17 protein-coding genes and 4 tRNA genes are annotated in these 17595 nt (G+C 46.5%); 11 read left to right on the top strand and 10 right to left on the bottom strand.

Annotated features, from left to right (window positions below):
• Positions 1 to 9 precede the first annotated feature (9 nt).
• The 5 genes from LSG34_RS12750 to LSG34_RS12730 all read left to right on the top strand — a co-directional run bounded on the left by LSG34_RS12750 (position 10) and on the right by LSG34_RS12730 (position 3875).
• Positions 10 to 900, top strand: a complete 891-nt coding sequence (locus tag LSG34_RS12750; RefSeq protein WP_233009486.1) for a LysR family transcriptional regulator — start codon at positions 10 to 12, stop codon at positions 898 to 900.
• Between the two features lie 15 nt (positions 901 to 915).
• Complete coding sequence (locus tag LSG34_RS12745; protein ID WP_233009485.1) at positions 916 to 1323, top strand: hypothetical protein; 408 nt, start codon at positions 916 to 918, stop codon at positions 1321 to 1323.
• 131 nt (positions 1324 to 1454) lie between these two features.
• Complete coding sequence (gene purM / locus LSG34_RS12740) at positions 1455 to 2498, top strand: phosphoribosylformylglycinamidine cyclo-ligase (RefSeq protein WP_233009484.1); 1044 nt, start codon at positions 1455 to 1457, stop codon at positions 2496 to 2498.
• A gap of 8 nt (positions 2499 to 2506) precedes the next feature.
• A complete protein-coding gene (gene purN / locus LSG34_RS12735; RefSeq protein ID WP_233009483.1) occupies positions 2507 to 3157 on the top strand; it encodes a phosphoribosylglycinamide formyltransferase in 651 nt (216 codons plus the stop codon).
• Complete coding sequence (locus tag LSG34_RS12730) at positions 3138 to 3875, top strand: DUF3108 domain-containing protein (RefSeq protein ID WP_233009482.1); 738 nt, start codon at positions 3138 to 3140, stop codon at positions 3873 to 3875. Before purN ends, LSG34_RS12730 begins: the two co-directional genes overlap by 20 nt.
• Positions 3876 to 3903: 28 nt before the next feature.
• Here LSG34_RS12730 and LSG34_RS12725 read toward each other — a convergent pair whose 3' ends face one another.
• Positions 3904 to 4668, bottom strand: a complete 765-nt coding sequence (locus LSG34_RS12725; protein ID WP_233009481.1) for a class II glutamine amidotransferase — start codon at positions 4666 to 4668, stop codon at positions 3904 to 3906.
• 160 nt (positions 4669 to 4828) lie between these two features.
• Here LSG34_RS12725 and fadE point away from each other — a divergent pair, with 160 nt between their 5' ends.
• Positions 4829 to 7291, top strand: a complete 2463-nt coding sequence (gene fadE, locus LSG34_RS12720) for an acyl-CoA dehydrogenase FadE (protein WP_233009480.1) — start codon at positions 4829 to 4831, stop codon at positions 7289 to 7291.
• 223 nt (positions 7292 to 7514) lie between these two features.
• Here fadE and LSG34_RS12715 read toward each other — a convergent pair.
• The 4 genes from LSG34_RS12715 to LSG34_RS12700 all read right to left on the bottom strand — a co-directional run bounded on the left by LSG34_RS12715 (position 7515) and on the right by LSG34_RS12700 (position 7897).
• Positions 7515 to 7591 (bottom strand) — tRNA-Pro (locus tag LSG34_RS12715).
• A gap of 20 nt (positions 7592 to 7611) precedes the next feature.
• A tRNA-His gene (locus tag LSG34_RS12710) sits at positions 7612 to 7687 on the bottom strand.
• A gap of 27 nt (positions 7688 to 7714) precedes the next feature.
• Positions 7715 to 7791: transfer RNA gene (locus LSG34_RS12705), tRNA-Arg, on the bottom strand.
• A gap of 29 nt (positions 7792 to 7820) precedes the next feature.
• Positions 7821 to 7897: transfer RNA gene (locus LSG34_RS12700), tRNA-Pro, on the bottom strand.
• A gap of 243 nt (positions 7898 to 8140) precedes the next feature.
• On the opposite strand from LSG34_RS12700, the gene folD reads away from it, so the two are divergent.
• Complete coding sequence (gene folD / locus LSG34_RS12695; protein WP_233009479.1) at positions 8141 to 8998, top strand: bifunctional methylenetetrahydrofolate dehydrogenase/methenyltetrahydrofolate cyclohydrolase FolD; 858 nt, start codon at positions 8141 to 8143, stop codon at positions 8996 to 8998.
• Between the two features lie 109 nt (positions 8999 to 9107).
• On the opposite strand, the gene cysS is transcribed toward folD, so the two are convergent.
• On the bottom strand, positions 9108 to 10487 hold the full coding sequence (gene cysS, locus LSG34_RS12690; protein ID WP_233009478.1) for a cysteine--tRNA ligase: 1380 nt from the start codon (positions 10485 to 10487) through the stop codon (positions 9108 to 9110).
• A 139-nt stretch (positions 10488 to 10626) separates the two neighbouring features.
• Between cysS and LSG34_RS12685 the strand changes: the two genes are divergently transcribed.
• From LSG34_RS12685 to LSG34_RS12670, 4 genes are all read left to right on the top strand, one after another.
• Positions 10627 to 11121 carry a peptidylprolyl isomerase gene (locus LSG34_RS12685; RefSeq protein ID WP_233009477.1) on the top strand — a complete coding sequence of 165 codons (495 nt, stop codon included), beginning with the start codon at positions 10627 to 10629 and terminating at the stop codon, positions 11119 to 11121.
• Positions 11114 to 11857 (top strand): UDP-2,3-diacylglucosamine diphosphatase, encoded by a 744-nt coding sequence (gene lpxH, locus LSG34_RS12680; protein ID WP_233009476.1) that lies wholly within the window; start codon positions 11114 to 11116, stop codon positions 11855 to 11857. The genes LSG34_RS12685 and lpxH overlap by 8 nt, the downstream gene beginning before the upstream one ends.
• Positions 11858 to 11870: 13 nt before the next feature.
• Positions 11871 to 12638 (top strand): tRNA isopentenyl-2-thiomethyl-A-37 hydroxylase MiaE, encoded by a 768-nt coding sequence (gene miaE / locus LSG34_RS12675; RefSeq protein WP_233009475.1) that lies wholly within the window; start codon positions 11871 to 11873, stop codon positions 12636 to 12638.
• A 176-nt stretch (positions 12639 to 12814) separates the two neighbouring features.
• A complete protein-coding gene (locus tag LSG34_RS12670) occupies positions 12815 to 13414 on the top strand; it encodes a Yip1 family protein (protein WP_233009474.1) in 600 nt (199 codons plus the stop codon).
• A gap of 88 nt (positions 13415 to 13502) precedes the next feature.
• Here the strand turns inward: LSG34_RS12670 and purF are convergent, their stop codons facing one another.
• Genes purF through folC form a run of 4 tightly spaced genes read right to left on the bottom strand, consistent with a single transcriptional unit; the run spans position 13503 to position 17594 of the window.
• On the bottom strand, positions 13503 to 15017 hold the full coding sequence (gene purF, locus LSG34_RS12665) for an amidophosphoribosyltransferase (RefSeq protein ID WP_233009473.1): 1515 nt from the start codon (positions 15015 to 15017) through the stop codon (positions 13503 to 13505).
• 20 nt (positions 15018 to 15037) lie between these two features.
• Positions 15038 to 15526, bottom strand: coding sequence for a CvpA family protein (locus LSG34_RS12660; RefSeq protein ID WP_233009472.1), 489 nt, complete (start codon positions 15524 to 15526; stop codon positions 15038 to 15040).
• 59 nt (positions 15527 to 15585) lie between these two features.
• Positions 15586 to 16317 (bottom strand): SPOR domain-containing protein, encoded by a 732-nt coding sequence (locus LSG34_RS12655; protein ID WP_233009471.1) that lies wholly within the window; start codon positions 16315 to 16317, stop codon positions 15586 to 15588.
• Positions 16314 to 17594, bottom strand: a complete 1281-nt coding sequence (gene folC / locus LSG34_RS12650) for a bifunctional tetrahydrofolate synthase/dihydrofolate synthase (RefSeq protein WP_233009470.1) — start codon at positions 17592 to 17594, stop codon at positions 16314 to 16316. The genes LSG34_RS12655 and folC overlap by 4 nt, the downstream gene beginning before the upstream one ends.
• Between the last annotated feature and the right edge of the window lies 1 nt (position 17595).

Raw genomic sequence — 17595 nt, 5'->3', positions numbered from 1 at the left:
GGAATCTTGATGCCGTACCGCCCTAAATCAACCATGGAACAATGGCGCATACTGCAAGCTGTGGTTGATGCGGGGGGCTATGCGCAGGCAGCCGACTTACTGAATAAAAGTCAGTCATCATTAAATCATGCGGTGGCAAAACTGCAATATCAGTTGGGTGTGGAGCTGCTGGAGGTCAAAGGCCGCAAAGCATTTTTAACCTCAGCAGGCGAAGTGATGTTACGCCGCTCCCGCTTATTAACCCAACAAATTGAGGATCTGGAACTACTAGCCTCTAATATTAATGTAGGCTGGGAGCCGGAAATTCGCATCGCGGTAGAGCTGGTCTATCCAAAGCAAATACTTTACCGCGCTTTGGCAAAATTTCATCCTATCTCCCGTGGCAGCCGCATTCAGATTATTGATACAGTGATCACCGGCTCTACCGAGATGATACTGGAACATAAAGCAGATTTAGTGATTGCGGCCTCTCCGAGTGTACCTAAGGGTTATATTGGTGAACCTTTGGCCGTGATTCAAATGATACCAGTCGTAGGAAAAGATCATCTGTTAGCACAGCAGCCACAGCTGGATTTAAATGAGCTCAGCCAGCATTTGCAAATTGTGATCCGTGATACCGCCAGCAAACCTAAAGATGTAGGCTGGTTGCGCGCCGAACAACGCTGGACTGTGAATAACTTTTTTGAAGCCGTAGATATTCTGAAAAACGGTATTGGTTTTTGCTGGCTGCCTGAGTTTTTGATCTGCGATCTGATCAAGAGCGGCACCTTGGCGCAACTTCAGATTGCACAAAGTTCAGCGCGGGCCGTACCTTTGGCCTTAGTGACACCAAAAGAAGAAACATTAGGACCTGGCAGCCGTCAATTACGTGAGTTGCTGCTAGCCGAACATAAAGTTTAATAGCCGGGGAATAATATGAATAACCAAGAATTAACCGAATTAATGAAAGTCACTGCACAGGATGCTGTTGTGTATTCAGCTGAAGAGCATCAGGTTCTGCTGGATTTTAGTCTGGACAGTTTGACGAAAGTGGATGAAATACTCAGCGAGCTGTTTTTACGCCAGCAGGAACAACGTCATGCCGATGAGGTGTTGTTTACTTTGTCCAATGTCTTTGGCGCTTACACAGGTGAGGTTTTTATTCACCATGTAGGTGGTCAGTGGTATCACGATGAGTCCACACCAGACGCGCCTTACATTTGCGTGCGTTACAACGGCAAGGAGTTTCCTTTTGCTTCTTTGGTTTATCATCAGATTGCCAAAACACCAAGTGCCAGCTTACGTAATTATGTGGCTCAGGCCATGAATAATGCGATGCAATAATACTGTTTTGTAACAAGGCGCAAGCAAGCATTCATAAATGCGAAGCAGTAAATCCTTTTGTCTGGCGGCGTTACAAGGTAAAATGCCGCCAATTTTTTTGGACCTTCACTTTTTAGTCATTGGGGATTGCCGTGAGCGAGCAAAAAACGTCGTTAAGTTACAAAGACGCTGGTGTTGATATTGATGCCGGTGAGGCCTTGGTTGACCGTATTAAAGGTGCGGTAAAACGTACAACCCGCAAAGAAGTGATGGGCGGTTTAGGCGGCTTTGGTGCTTTGTGTCAAATCCCTGCTGGCTATAAAGAGCCGGTACTCGTATCAGGCACTGACGGTGTAGGTACCAAACTGCGTCTGGCTATGGATTTAAAACGCCATGACAGCGTAGGTATCGACTTAGTGGCTATGTGTGTCAATGACATTGTCGTATCAGGTGCAGAGCCTCTGTTTTTCCTTGATTACTACGCCACAGGCAAGTTGGACGTTAATACTGCAGCTACTGTAGTTGAAGGCATTGCTAAAGGCTGTGAGCTGGCAGGTTGCGCTCTGGTGGGTGGTGAAACCGCTGAAATGCCAGGTATGTACCACGGCGAAGACTACGATATCGCAGGTTTTAGCGTCGGTGTGGTTGAGAAGTCTGAAATTATTGATGGCAGCAAAGTGAAAGCTGGCGATCAACTCATTGCATTAGCGGCCTCAGGTCCTCATTCCAACGGCTTTTCGCTCATTCGTAAAGTACTGGAAGTTAGCGGTCAGGATCCTCAGACTATGCTGGAAGGCAAAACTATTGCCGATCATCTGTTAGAGCCAACCCGTATTTATGTAAAAAACCTGCTGGCTTTAATTAAATCCATGCCGGTCCATGCCTTATGTCATATCACTGGCGGCGGTTTTTGGGAAAATATTCCTCGGGTACTGCCGGAAAATACTCAGGCAAATATCATAGAAAGCAGCTGGCAGTGGCCTGCTATTTTCAGCTGGTTACAACAGCAAGGTAATGTAGAGCGCCACGAAATGTACCGCACCTTCAACTGTGGTGTTGGCATGATTGTGGTAGTTCCTGCAACTCACCTCGATGCTGCTTTAGCCCAGTTAAAAGCAGCTGGCGAAAATGCCTGGCATTTAGGTGAAATCAATCAGGTTGCGGCAAACGAACCTCAAGTTGTGATCCAAGGCTAAACCCATAGATGAAATCTATTGTTGTATTGATTTCAGGCAGTGGTTCCAATCTGCAGGCGATTTTAGATGCCTGCAGTGCTGGTTTTATTGCTGGTAAAGTCACAGCTGTCCTGTCGAATAAAGCCAAAGCTTATGGTTTGGAGCGGGCTAAAAAAGCCGGCGCACACGCTATAGTGCTGGATCACAAAGCCTATGCCGACCGTGCGGCTTATGATCAGGATTTGATTGCAACTATCGATCAGCATCAACCTGATTTGGTGGTGCTGGCTGGTTTTATGCGTATTTTAACGCCTGAATTTGTGCAGCATTATCAAGGCCGTTTACTGAATATCCATCCTTCGTTATTGCCAAAATATCAGGGGCTGAATACCCATCAACGCGCTATTGATGCTGGTGATACAGAACACGGCTGTTCAGTGCATTTTGTGACAGCGGAACTGGACGGCGGGCCTGTGATTTTGCAAGCCAAAGTGCCGGTTTTTCCTGGTGATGACGCGGACACTGTCGCAGAGCGTGTACACGAACAGGAACACCGTATTTATCCATTGGTTGTACGCTGGTTTTGTCAGAACCGTTTACAACAGCAGTCAGATAAGGCATTGTTAGATGGCCTTTTATTGTCTGACCATGGATATGCAAATGACCAGGATGATGAATAAATGGCGCCTTAGTGCGTCATTTTTTTTACTCTTTTCAAGCCTCTTATCAGCTGAAGAACCTACAGCTGCCCCTTCTGTTCAATTCTCAGCTTTTGAAGCCAGCTACAATGTGCTGCGCTCAGGCAAAAAACACGGTGAAGCCAAACGTTATCTGAAAACGACAGAACAGGGTTATGAACTGGGTTACAGCAGCGATATCAGCTGGCTGATTTTTGAAGATAAACGCTCAGAACAATCCTTTTTTACTATTAAAGAAGGCCGTATTCAGCCCAACCGTTATGTGATGCAGCGCACAGGTTCAGGCCCAAACCGTTATTACGAGCTGAATCTGAACTGGGACAGCAAAGAATTACGGGTCGAAAAATCAAAGAAAATTAAAGCAATTCAATGGAATGAACAATGGTTGGATCCCCTGAGTTATCACAACCAGCTGGCTTTGGATTTAAAAGCTGGTAAAACTGAATTTGTGTATCAGGTGCTGAATCGCCATGGTGATGAGCGTAAGTACAGTTACAAAGTGGCCGGCGAAGAATGGTTATCCCTGCCCTACGGTAAAGTAAAAACCATACGGATTGAACGCACTGGCACTGGTGCAGATAAAGAAGTTCTGGCCTGGGTAGCACCAGAGCTGGATTATTTATTGGTGCGGTTATGGCAGGCTGAAGATAAAGTAGAACAATTCGATATTCAGCTGGCGACTTTCAAACCTTCCAATTAAAGCTTTAAAACATCCATGAAAGAGCCGCTTATTGCGGCTCTCCTGCTTTAAATAACTGCGCCTGACCACTTTCCATGACCTGCCATTGCTCGTTACAAGTCAGCGGCAAAGTAGCAATAATAGTCACCACATCCTTCTCAGTGGTTTCTTTTGAAAAATCAATGTCTACATCCATATCCGACAGCAAAGCCACACCAAAAGGTGCTCTTCTGGTGATCCAATGCAATTTGGTGCTGCAATACGCCAGCAGATAATCACCGTCAGACAGCAGCAGGTTAAACACTCCAAGCTGCTGCAAAGCAGGACACAAGGTTGCCAGGTAATCAAAGGCCAGTTTCATATTCGAAGGAGCAACAGGAAACTGTTGTTCGAGCGCATTCAACAAATAACAAAACGCATGTTCGCTGTCAGTTTGGCCCACTACATGATGTTGCCCGACCGGTAAAGTTTCGAAACCCTGTAACTGACCATTGTGGGCATAAGTCCAGTAGCGCCCCCATAAAGTGCGGGTAAAGGGATGAGTGTTTTCAAGCCCTACTCCACCACTGTTGGCCTGACGGATATGCGCCACCACAGCTGTACTTTTAATGGGGTAATCACTGATAAGCCGGGCGATTTCAGATTGATAACTCGGATCAGCATCTTTAAAGGTGCTCACTCCTTTGCCCTGATAAAAAGCCACACCCCAGCCATCTTTATGCGGACCAGTTTTGCCACCACGTTCTCTTAAGCCTTTAAAACTAAAGCAGATGTCGGTAGGCACATTGGCGGACATCCCTAATAACTCACACATAAATCAGATAGCTTCCTATACTTGATGACCTGACGCACTGAAGCTGCAACAAAAGTTGACAGTAAACCAGAGTGCAAAGTAAGGAATTACTTGCATCTTTGCAACAGGCACACTACTCTAAGCCCACAGTGGTCTGACCTCTAGTTCTCAGGAGTAAATTATGGATGTGTTGATTTTTTGGGTAGCCTTGCTTGGCACAGTCGCCGTGCTCGCCTACCACAGAGCAAGTTTAACTATGTTTACAGCGTTGATTGCTGCTTTATTAGCAGTTGCAACTTTTACCGATACAGTGGGTGTGATTAGCTGGATCCTGTTTTTGGTTGTGGCTGTACCTCTGAATGTAGCCAGCATACGTCAACAGTATTTAACCAAACCTTTGTTAAAACTGTACCGCAAAATCATGCCGGAAATGTCGACCACAGAAAAAGAAGCCATTGATGCAGGCACCACCTGGTGGGAAGGCGATTTATTCCGTGGCACTCCGGATTGGCATAAGCTGCACAATTATCCAAAACCACGTTTAAGTGCTGAAGAGCAGGCGTTTTTAGATGGCCCTTGTGAAGAGTTATTGGCCATAGTAGACGACTGGCACACCACACACGAACGTGCTGACTTATCACCAGAAGTGTACCAGTACTTAAAAGACCACGGCTTCTTTGCGATGATCATCAAAAAGCAATACGGTGGTCTGGAATTCTCTGCTTATGCCCAGTCTTGTGTACTGCAAAAATTAACCAGCAAAAGTATGGTGTTATCCAGCGTCGTTGGTGTACCTAACTCGTTAGGCCCAGGCGAGCTGTTACAACATTATGGTACCAAAGAGCAGCAGGACCACTACCTGCCCCGTTTGGCCAAAGGTTTAGAAATTCCTTGTTTTGCCTTAACCAGCCCTGAAGCTGGTTCTGATGCCGGCGCTATCCCGGACGTGGGTATAGTCTGTAAAGGCGAATGGGAAGGCCAGGAAATTATCGGTATGCGCCTGACCTGGAACAAGCGTTATATCACGCTGGCTCCTATCGCTACTGTATTGGGTTTAGCATTTAAGATGCAGGATCCGGACGGTTTATTAGGCGATAAAAAAGATTTAGGCATCACTTGTGCTTTAATCCCTGTCTCTACACCAGGCGTAAAAATTGGTCGTCGTCACTTCCCGCTGAACGTACCATTCCAGAATGGTCCTACTCAGGGTGAAGAGGTATTTGTGCCGCTGGATTACATTATTGGTGGTCCGAAGATGGCTGGTCAGGGCTGGCGTATGCTGGTGGAATGTTTGTCTGTAGGCCGTGCTATCACTCTGCCTTCAAACAGCACTGGTGGTATCAAAGCTGCTGCGTTGTTAACTGGTGCTTATGCCCGTATCCGTCGCCAGTTCAAACTGCCTATAGGTAAAATGGAAGGTATTGAAGAAGCCTTAGCCCGTATTGGCGGTTATGCCTATATGGCTGAAGCCTCGACTACTATGTCGGTAGGTTCTATCGACTTAGGCGAAAAGCCATCTGTTATTTCGGCTATCACTAAATACCATATGACAGAGCGTATGCGTCAGGTCACTATTGATGCGATGGATATTCACGGTGGTAAAGGCATCTGTATGGGTCCGAACAACTATTTGGCCCGTGGTTATCAGGGTGCTCCGGTTGCTATCACAGTAGAAGGTGCAAACATACTGACCCGTAATATGATTATTTATGGTCAGGGTGCAATTCGTTGCCATCCATTTGTATTGGCTGAATTACAGGCTGCAGGTTTAGAAGACGAACGCGCTGCTGTGACTGCCTTTGACCGTGCTTTATTTGGCCATATAGGTTTTAGCATCAGCAACTTCTTCCGTGCTTTATGGTTAGGCTTAAGCAATTCAGCCTTCTCTGCCAGCCCGTATGCAGATGCAACAGCTAAGTACTATAAACAAATGAACAGATACAGCGCTGCGTTGGCGTTAATGTCTGATGTTGCTATGGGTACCATGGGCGGTGACTTAAAACGCCGTGAACGTATCTCTGCCCGTTTAGGCGATATGTTATCCATGTTGTATCTGACCTCTTCTGTACTGAAGCGTTTTAACGACGACGGTCGTCCGGCGCAGGATTTACCTTTAGTGCAATGGGCTTGTGAAGACAATATGTACAAAGCTCAGGTGGCTTTGGATGAAATGTTAGATAACTTCCCGAATCGTATCGTAGGTTCAGTCTTAGGTAAGCTGTTGTTCCCTTGGGGTCGTACTTTACGTAAGCCTTCGGATCAGCTGGATCATCAGGTGTCGCGCATTATGCAAACACCTTGTGAAGCCCGCAGCCGCTTAGCAACGAACGTCTATCTGACGCTGGAACCAAACAACCAGATCGGTTTAATTGAAAAAGCCCTGACGGATATTCTGGCCGCTGAACCCATCTTCGACAAAGTGGTGCATGCAGCGAATAAACGCCTGCCATTCTTCCGCTTACACGAAGTGGCTGCTTTAGGCTTAGAGCTGGGTGTGATCACCGAAGCTGAAGCAGAGAAGCTGCGAGTGGCTGAACAAGGCCGTCTGCACACCATTAACGTGGATGATTTTGACCCACTGGAGCTGGCTGCAGATAAGTCACTGTTTGATAAAAAGCCAAAAGCTAAGTCTGTTGCCGCTTAAGCTGCAATAGATCATTAAGAAGCCTGCCCTGTGCAGGCTTTTTTATTGCCTGCAAAAATTCATAGATAAGAGCGTTGAATAAGGGAAAGCGTAACAGACCAGAAGGATTATTTAACCGGAAGCAGAGGTGCGGATTTTGTGTGTTGTTTTTGGTGTCGCAGCTTTTCAGAACGCCAGAAAGCAAAAAACAGCATTGCTGCTGTTATTGTTTTGACCGGGAGAATGGTCGGTGATGCAAGATTCGAACTTGCGACCCCTTGGACCCAAACCAAGTGCGCTACCAAGCTGCGCTAATCACCGACATATAAACCAGTCTAAAATGGGGTGGCTGATGGGGCTCGAACCCACGACAACCGGAATCACAATCCGGGACTCTACCAACTGAGCTACAGCCACCACGGTAGAACTTTACTAATGTTGCAATGGCGCGCCCGATAGGACTCGAACCTATGACCCACGGCTTAGAAGGCCGTTGCTCTATCCAGCTGAGCTACGGGCGCCAAATTCGAGGCCCTTAGGCTCTCTTAAATGGTCGGTGATGCAAGATTCGAACTTGCGACCCCTTGGACCCAAACCAAGTGCGCTACCAAGCTGCGCTAATCACCGACTTCGCTACACTACTGCAACGGGGCGGAATATTACAGCCCAAGCCCTGGAGCGTCAAACCTTTTTTGCAGCTAAAAAACTGATTGCTTAATATTTGAACCCATTTGTCATAAAAGCGACCAATACGGTGAAAATATGCTGATTTTTTAACTTTTTACGCTACTTAAACTGATCTGCTTGGCCTCTTTGGCGTAGCTGTGCGAAAATACAAATCCTCAGATTTCAGGTCAACAGAGCAGTTTTATGGCAGCACAAATCATAGATGGCAAAGCGGTAGCTCAATCTACCCGTCAACAGGTCGCATTAAGGGTTCAGCAACGCCTTGCAGCAGGAAAAAGAGCCCCGGGCCTTGCGGTAGTACTGGTAGGTATGGATGCTGCGTCTCAGGTCTATGTAGGCAGTAAACGTAAAGCTTGTGAAGAAGTAGGCTTTGAATCCTTCTCTTACGATTTGCCATCAGGCACGACTCAACAAGAGTTATTTGATTTAATCGATACTTTAAATGCGGATAGCAAAGTAGACGGTATTCTGGTGCAATTGCCTTTGCCCGCAGGTTTAGACGCTTCGGCCATTCTGGAGCGTATCAATCCACTGAAAGATGTAGATGGTTTCCACCCTTACAATATTGGCCGTTTAGCTCAGCGTATGCCCGCCCTTCGCCCTTGCACACCAAAAGGCATCATTAAACTGTTGCAAAGCACTGGTATTCAAATCCGTGGCATGGATGCAGTAGTTGTCGGCGCTTCCAACATTGTAGGCCGCCCTATGGCGCTGGAGCTGTTGTTAGCAGGTTGCACTACCACTGTCTGTCATAAGTTCACCAAACAGCTTGAGCAGCATGTACGCCGCGCTGATTTAGTGGTGGTGGCCGTAGGTAAGCCAGAATTTATTCCAGGCGACTGGATTAAGCCTGGTGCGCTGGTGATTGATGTGGGTATTAACCGTTTGGAGTCCGGCAAACTGGTCGGTGACGTTGAATTTGATAAAGCCAAAGAGCATGCGCGCTTTATTACGCCAGTGCCTGGTGGTGTAGGCCCAATGACAGTAGCCTGCCTGATTGAAAATACCTTAGAAGCGTGCGAGCAATTCCACGATCAGTAATTTTATTTCGGGTCAGAGCCTTGGCTCTGACCCATATATCGAATTTATCTTAGAAGCAGATTAAATTAAGTTTCGAACTGAAGTGTCAGAGCCTAAGCTCTGACACTGTTTAACCCCGACGCCAGGTGGTAACACCTGCTTTATCTTCCAGAATAATACCCTTAGCCACCAAAGCGTCACGGGCAGCATCAGCCGCAGCCCAGTCTTTGTTAGCACGCGCAGTATTACGCTGTGTAATTAAAGCTTCAATTTCAGCCACATCATCTGAATCTGTACCCGACTGTAAAAAGCTCTCTGCATCGCCCTGCAAAATACCCATCACACTACCAAGTTTAATCAGCAAGCCTGCCAGTTGTGAAGCTTTAGCTGGATCTGTAGCTTTTTCTTTGTTGATATCACGCGCCAGTTCAAATAACACAGGCAAAGCCAGGGCTGTATTGAAGTCGTCATCCATAGCAGCACGGAAGGTTTTGACGTAATCGTTATTCATATCGACGTCTGTCGCAGCTTTTACTTCACGCAAAGCTGTATACAAACGGCCTAAAGCTGAATGCGCCTGCAGTAAGTTTTCAGCCGAGTAGTTCAGCTGGCTGCGGTAATGGCTGGAAATCAGGAAATAACGCACAGCTTCAGCGTTGTAATCTGCCAGCACATCTTTCACAGTAAAGAAGTTGCCTAAGGATTTAGACATCTTTTCTTTATCCACCTGCACCATACCTGTATGGATCCAGGTATTGACGTACGGAGTGTCATGAGCGCAGCAGGACTGAGCAATTTCGTTTTCATGGTGCGGGAACTGTAAATCTGAACCACCACCGTGAATATCAAAATGCTTGCCTAAATGTTTTGCACTCATGGCCGAACATTCGATATGCCAGCCTGGACGGCCTTCGCCCCATGGCGATGACCAGCTTGGCTCATTTGGCTTGGCCATTTTCCACAATACAAAATCCAGTGGATCGTCTTTGGCCTGATCAATCTCTACACGGGCGCCAGATTGCAACATGTCCAGATTCTGCTGACTAAGCTGTCCATAAGCTTCATATTTACTGACATCAAAGAGTACGTCACCGTCAGAGGCTATATAGGCATAACCTTTCGCCACTAAAGTTTCAATCAGCTCAATGATTTCGGCCATATGAGTCGTGACGCGAGGTTCAATATCGGCAGGCATTAACCCCAGCGCGTTAAAGTCATCATGCATAGCAACAGTATAACGGGCCGTTAAAGCGTCACAGCTTTCGCCGTTTTCATTGGCACGTTTGATAATTTTGTCGTCTACATCTGTGATGTTACGCACATAAGTGACGTCATAACCGCTGAAACGTAAGTAACGGTTCATTACATCAAAAGCCACATAAGTACGGGCGTGGCCAACATGACAGAAATCATAAATAGTGATGCCGCAGACATACATAGAAACTTTGCCAGGCACTAAAGGCACAAAGGACTCTTTTTTACGGGTCAGGGTGTTAAAAATCTGTAGCATGGGCTCCTCGGGAAATCATCAAAACGGCAATCACAAAGCGTAACAGTGTAACATCAGCAAATGCCTTGAGCTATCCTCGCTTTGTTATCTACCACAGCTGCGGTACACTATCGCCGTTTTTAAGCCATAGGAGATGATCATGGTTAGCTTACATACCAATTTTGGTGTTATTAAACTGGCATTATTTGCCGACAAAGCCCCTGCAACAGTAGAAAACTTTCTGAACTACGTAAAAGAAGGTTTTTATGACAACACCATTTTTCACCGTGTGATCAATGGCTTTATGATCCAGGGCGGTGGTTTCACTCCTGAAATGGAACAAAAAGACCCGGGCAAACCGATCAAAAACGAAGCAAATAACAAAGTGGCTAACAAAGCCGGCACTGTAGCTATGGCCCGCACCAGCGATCCACATTCTGCGACCTGCCAGTTCTTTATTAACGTAGCCAATAACGACTTTTTAGATTTCAGCTCAGAAACTTCTCAGGGCTGGGGTTATTGTGTATTTGGTGAAGTAGTCGAAGGCATGGATGTGATTAACAAAATCAAAACTGTGTCTACAGGACGCAAGTTTGGCCATGCTGATGTACCAAACGATGCCGTGATCATCGAAAAAGCAGAAATCCATGGCTAAAGGCCACTGCCTTTTTATTGCCGATCTGCATTTAAGCGAACAACGCCCGGATATTACCGCGGCGTTTTTGCTTTTTTTACAGCAAAAGGCAGCCAATGCTGATGCGCTTTATATTCTGGGCGATTTGTTTGAAGTCTGGATTGGTGATGATAACCCCTCGCCTTTACTGACCGAAGTTGCAACAGCCATCAAAGCCTTAACAGCTCAGGCTGTGCCGGTTTATTTTTGTCATGGCAACCGCGACTTTTTACTCGGAAAAAAATTTGCTAAGCGCTCTGGCATGCAGTTGCTGGCGCCTCTGACCGTAGTCGATTTATACGGCACTCCCACTTTATTGATGCATGGTGATTCACTTTGCACTCTGGACATTGGTTATCAGAAGTTTCGCGCCTGGTGGGATCAAAAATGGTGGCAAAAGCTCATATTATCGTTACCGCTATGGTACCGGCAACATCTGGCTCGCAAAGCCCGTCGGGTCAGCGCTATGGACAAAAAAGGCAAAACATCTGACATTATGGATGTTACGCCAGATGAAGTACCTAAAGTGATGAGCCAGTATCAGGTGCAGCATTTAATTCATGGTCATACCCACAGACCTGCAGTGCACCCATTACAACTTGCCGATGGCAGCGCAGCACAACGTTATGTGTTAGGTGACTGGTACAGTCAGAGTTCTTATCTGGATGTGTCAGCGGACGGCTGGCAACTACACTTCAACCCCTTGTCCCAGGCTTAATGCTGAGATCTTTATGAGCTTTACCGAATTACTTCAGCCCATTCATCAGTTTTTACAGTGTGAAACCCCGGACAGCTGGATAGTCGAAGCGCAGAAACCAGAGCGGTTGGCGGTTTTATTACAGGACCACTTAATCTGCGAATTAAAAGCGGCGCAAACAGCCATGTATCTGCTGCGTCGTTATGCCTGTGATAAAGACAGCTCTTTAACCTTACTGAACTGGCTGAAACCTTTTGAAGACTTCGCCTATCGGTTTGATGGTGATATTCAGGGCTTGAAGCAGGCTGAAAAACTGAATAAAAGCATTATTGGCCGTTCTGATTTTGCGCACTCCGATCGTATTATCGACCGCATGGTATTGTTAATACGCGAAGAGCTGCACCATTTTTGTCAGGTGCTGGAGATTATGCAAAGCCGCGGTATTCCTTACGAAAATATCAGTGCCAGCCGTTATGCCAAAACGCTTATCCAAAACTGCAAAACCCATGAGCCACAAATTCTGATCGATAAACTGATTTGTGGTGCTTATATCGAAGCCCGCTCCTGTGAGCGTTTCGCCAAACTCGCTGAATGTGTTGATCCGGAGTTAGCCAGCTTTTACACCTCCTTGTTACGCTCAGAAGCACGGCATTTTGCCGACTATCTGGAACTGGCGCAGGTGATTTCCAAATCAGATATCACAGAGCGGGTCCGCTTTTTTGGCAAACTCGAAGCAGAGCTGATTTCAAACCCGGATCCGGACTTTAAATTCCATAGCGGAGCTCCTGCTCCGGCTATTTAAAACTGCTATTTTCTGTTCTTTAAACGCATGTGTCAGTTAACCCGATACATGCCGTTCTTCTTCGCTGCAGATTTTCCGCTCCAAACTTGACGAACACGCATCTATTAGCCATAACAAAGGTAAGGGTTTGTTGTGTGGCCCTGTAATGAACAACGTAGTAGCCAAGGATAACAACTATGATTCTAAATCACTTATGGGGGCTGTATGCCCATCCCAAAGAAGAATGGCATACGATAGACGCACGTCACGAAAGTTTCAGATACAGTTTAATTCATATCCTGCTGGTCGCCTTAATACCTTCTCTCTGTGCTTATTATTCGGCAGTGCATATAGGCTGGAGCATTGGTGTGGGTGAACCTATACGTTTAACTGCTGAAAGCGCCATGATGCTTTCTGTCGCTATGTATATTGCTTTAATAGGTGGGGTTTTCGCTCTAGCTTATTTAGCACATTGGATGGCTCATACCTTTGGCTCTGAACCTACATATACCCAAACACTGGAATTGGCCTCTTATACTTCGACGCCACTTTTTATGGTGGGTTTTGCCGCCTTATTTCCTGAACTTTGGTTTGTCATGCTGGTGGGATTAGCTGGACTGACTTATTCAGTGTATTTGTTGTATGTGGGTGTGCCGATTCTGATGCATATTCCTGAGGAACGTGGCTTTATTTATGCCAGCTCAGTGGTCACCACAGGCCTCATTCTGCTGGTTTGTGTAATGACTGCTACCGCTATTTTATGGAGCTCCGGTTTCGGCCCTGCCTTTACGCATTAGCTTGCTTTGCAGATACCCATTTTACAAAAACAAAAGGGGCCAGTTAAAAACTGACCCCTTTTTAATTCACAAGTCTGGCTCAGACCAATCAGTTGCCTTCGTTATGCAAATCTAAACTTGCAGATAACTCAGCTTCTTTTTTGCGTTTGGAAGCTTCATTACGTTGTGCATCCAGACGGTTCAGGTAAGCCTGATCAATGTCGTTAGTCACATAAACACCATCAAACACAGAGGTCTCGAAACGCTTCAGTTCCGGATTTTGTGAACGTACTGCATCCACTAAATCTTCCAGTGACTGGAAAATCAAACCATCAGCACCAATGATTTTGCAGATGCTTTCCACATCGTGACCATGAGCAATCAGCTCATTAGCCGATGGCATATCAATACCGTATACGTTCGGGAAACGAATTTCCGGAGCAGCAGAGGCGAAATACACTTTCTTTGCACCCGCTTCACGCGCCATATCAATGATTTGTTCTGAGGTGGTACCGCGAACTATGGAGTCATCTACCAGCAACACATTTTTGCCTTTGAATTCCTGCCAAATAGCGTTTAGTTTACGTTTGACTGACTTTTTACGCTCCCCTTGACCCGGCATAATAAAAGTACGGCCAATGTAACGGTTTTTCACATACCCCTGACGGTATGGCAGACCTAACTCATGCGCAATTTGCAAAGCCGCATCGTTACTGGTTTCAGGAATTGGAATGACCACATCAATATCTAAATGCGCCCATTCTTTTTTGATTTTTTCGCCCAGCTTTTTACCCATAGCCACGCGGGATGCATACACAGACACATTGTCTATGGTGGAGTCCGGGCGGGCAAAATACACATATTCAAAAATACATGGGGCATAACTTGGGTTTTCGGCACATTGCTGGCTGAACAGCTCACCGTCTTCTGTGATATACACAGCTTCACCAGGCGCCACATCACGCAGCACAGTAAAACCGTCCGCATCCAAGGCCACGCTTTCAGAAGCGACCATATACTCAGTGCCAAGCGCAGTTTCACGTTTACCCATCACTAAAGGACGGATACCGTTTGGATCACGAAATGCAACTAAACCATGGCCAATGACGACTGCCACCACCGCATAACCACCACGGATTTTACGGTGTAAATTAGTGACAGCACCAAAAATATGGTCAGGGTTAACATGCATATCAGCATGAATATCCAGCTCGTGGGCAAAAGCGTTTAACAGAGCTTCTGAGTCTGAGTTGGTATTGACATGACGACGGGCAGTGCGGAATAACTCGTCTTTTAATTCTTCAGAGTTTGTCAGGTTACCGTTGTGCGCCAGAGCTATACCAAAAGGGCTATTGGTATAAAACGGCTGAGCTTCGGCCGTACTGGCAGAACCCGCTGTTGGGTAACGCACATGGCCTATGCCCATATTGCCAGACAAACGCTGCATATGGCGGGCTTCAAATACGTCTTTCACTAAGCCATTAGCTTTGCGTAAGCGTAAGGTTTTGTTGTCTACTGTCACTATGCCGGCGGCATCCTGACCACGGTGCTGCAACACAGTTAAACCGTCGTACAACGCCTGATTGACCGGATACTTACCTACGATTCCAACAATACCACACATCGATTATTTCCTCGCCACGCTTAGGGTCGCTGCATAAAACTGGAATGGGCTTTGATGTACTCAAAAAACCATTCAATGATAAAACCAAATTCGGGTATTAGTTTGGACGCTTGCCACCAGTCAGTTTGATCCGCACTGGTAAAAGCATCCAGGAAAAATAACAACGCACTGACCACCAGCACACCACGCAGGGCGCCAAAGATCAGGCCAAGTAATCGGTCGGTGCCGGATAAACCTGTCGATTCAACCAAACGGCCAATCAGGTAATTAATTAAGGCACCAAGAATAAGAGTGGAGATAAACAGAACGGCAATAGAGACTGCATTGCGCACCAGCGCGTCTTGCAATTCAGTGAAATAGGTTGCCAGATAGGGGTAGTAATAACTGGCAACAAAAAAGGCCAGTATCCAGATAATCAGAGAAACCGCTTCTTTGGCAAATCCCCTGACCAGACTGATCACAGTCGAAAGGGAGATAATTGCCAGAATGGCATAATCAATCCAAACCATTTGCTACCAAAGGACGCTTAAGGACGGCGCGCATTCTACCAAAACACGCGCCCGAACACCTAATTATTTTCGATAGGCTTAAAAGCTGTCAGCTTCAGACCCGTTATTCCGGTCAATTGCTGCAGTTGAGGCAGTTTTTGTTCCAGACGCTCTTTTTTCAGTTCGGGCCCAACCACGACACTGACCATGGACTGGCCTTGTGCATTGGTGGTTGAACGGGTAAAGGTAGTAAAACCCGCTTCTTTTAATTTAGCCACTAAAGCGGTCGCGTTTTCTACTTTACCAAAACTACCTACCCTGACTATCCAGGCCGTCTCATTTAACGCTGGATTACCTTTGAGTTCAGCAGCTTTATCTGTAACTGGAGGTGTTGCTGCCTGAGCTGTCGTATCAACAACAGGCACCGGAGCTAAAGGGTTTTCGGTTGGTACTGGAATTGGATCTGTGTCTGCACCTTCAGCGGGCTGCGCCACCATAGTTGCACTATCTGCCGCAGCTTCACTGCCAGGAGCTCCTGCTGTGACTTGTGCAAAACTATTATCAGGTAAAGCCGCATCAGCAGCAGGATCATTCACTGGCGTCGCCAGTAATTCCTGCTGTTTTTCCGCTAATTGCTGTTTAGTAAATACCTGTTCCTGTTGCACTGTGGCAAATTCCGGACGCTCTGGAATAGCTTTAAATTCATCTTTTACCACCTGTTTTTGCCCATCCAGCAAATCAGGTAAAAAAACGATGGCAGCAATAATTAAAATGCTGCTGCCAATTAAGCGATTTTTAAAGGCGCTGGTCATACATCTCTCTCCTTTTGCAGCGCTAGAACTGCCGACACTGTAACAAAAGAGCCGAAAATCACCAATAAATCATTAGCCTGCATGGATAACAGCGCTTGTTGGTAACCCGACTCTAAATCTGAATAACATGAATAACTGCTTTGCGCTGGTAACTGCTGCAACAGCAAACGAGCTTCTGCGCCACGAGCGCCCGGTAAATCCACCAGATGCCAGTGATCGGCAAGCTGATGAAAAGGAGCCAGACTGTGCTCAATGTCTTTATCTTTTAACATACCCACCAGCAGATGAACCCGAGCATAACCTGCTTTAATGAACTGAAGCTGAGCCGCCAAATAACCAGCCGACTGCGGGTTATGCGCCACATCCAGTAGTATACCCGGAGTTTTACTCAGCCATTGCATCCGTCCAGGCAGACTTAAGGCAGATAACACCTCTTTGGTCTGTTGCTGTGAAGGTAATAAAGCCAAAGCTTCAAGTGCAGTCAGAGCTGTCGCTATATTCTGCAGCGGCACTGCAGTCAAAGGTAAAGCCTCTAAACGACTATGCACACCTTGCCAGCTAAAGCTCGCTTCTGTGACGCTATAGTGATAATCCTTATTGATGCAAAGCAGTTGGGCTTTGATATCCTGACTGTACTTCAGTACCGACTGTGGAATATCTGTCTCGCCTATCACAGCTGGCTTGTCGGCGCGGAACACTCCGGCTTTTTCGCGGCCAATACTTTCTCTATCTGGCCCTAAATAATCCTGATGGTCTAAATCGACAGTGGTCAGAATACTTAAATCCGGCTCAATGATATTAGTAGCGTCCAGACGACCGCCTAAACCCACTTCAATCAGGCAGAGATCGGGTTGCTGTTGTTTCAACAGATAAAATGACGCCAGTGTGGTGAACTCAAAATAGGTCAGTTCAATATCACCACGTAGCTGCTCGATAAAGGCAAAAGCTTCACACCAAAGATTGTCGGCTACATCTTCGCCATTGATACGTAAGCGCTCGTTAAACTGCAGTAAATGAGGAGAGCTATACACACCGACAGACAAGCCCTGCACAGCGCAAAGCTGTTCCAGCGTGCGGGCTGTAGTGCCTTTGCCGTTGGTGCCGGCGATCAGAATTTTTTTACCAGGCAGCAGATGCAAATCAGCACGCTGAGCGATGTTAAGCACCCGGCTCAATCCCAATTCAATCTGATGTTGCGGATGTTTTTGTTCTATATAACAAAGCCAATCCGTCAGGGTCTGACAGGATTGGCTTGCAGGCGATAAAAGATTGGTCATA

This window comes from Rheinheimera faecalis (assembly GCF_021290965.1).
Classification (GTDB): domain Bacteria; phylum Pseudomonadota; class Gammaproteobacteria; order Enterobacterales; family Alteromonadaceae; genus Pararheinheimera; species Pararheinheimera faecalis.
This window is presented reverse-complemented; position numbering and strand designations above follow the sequence as displayed.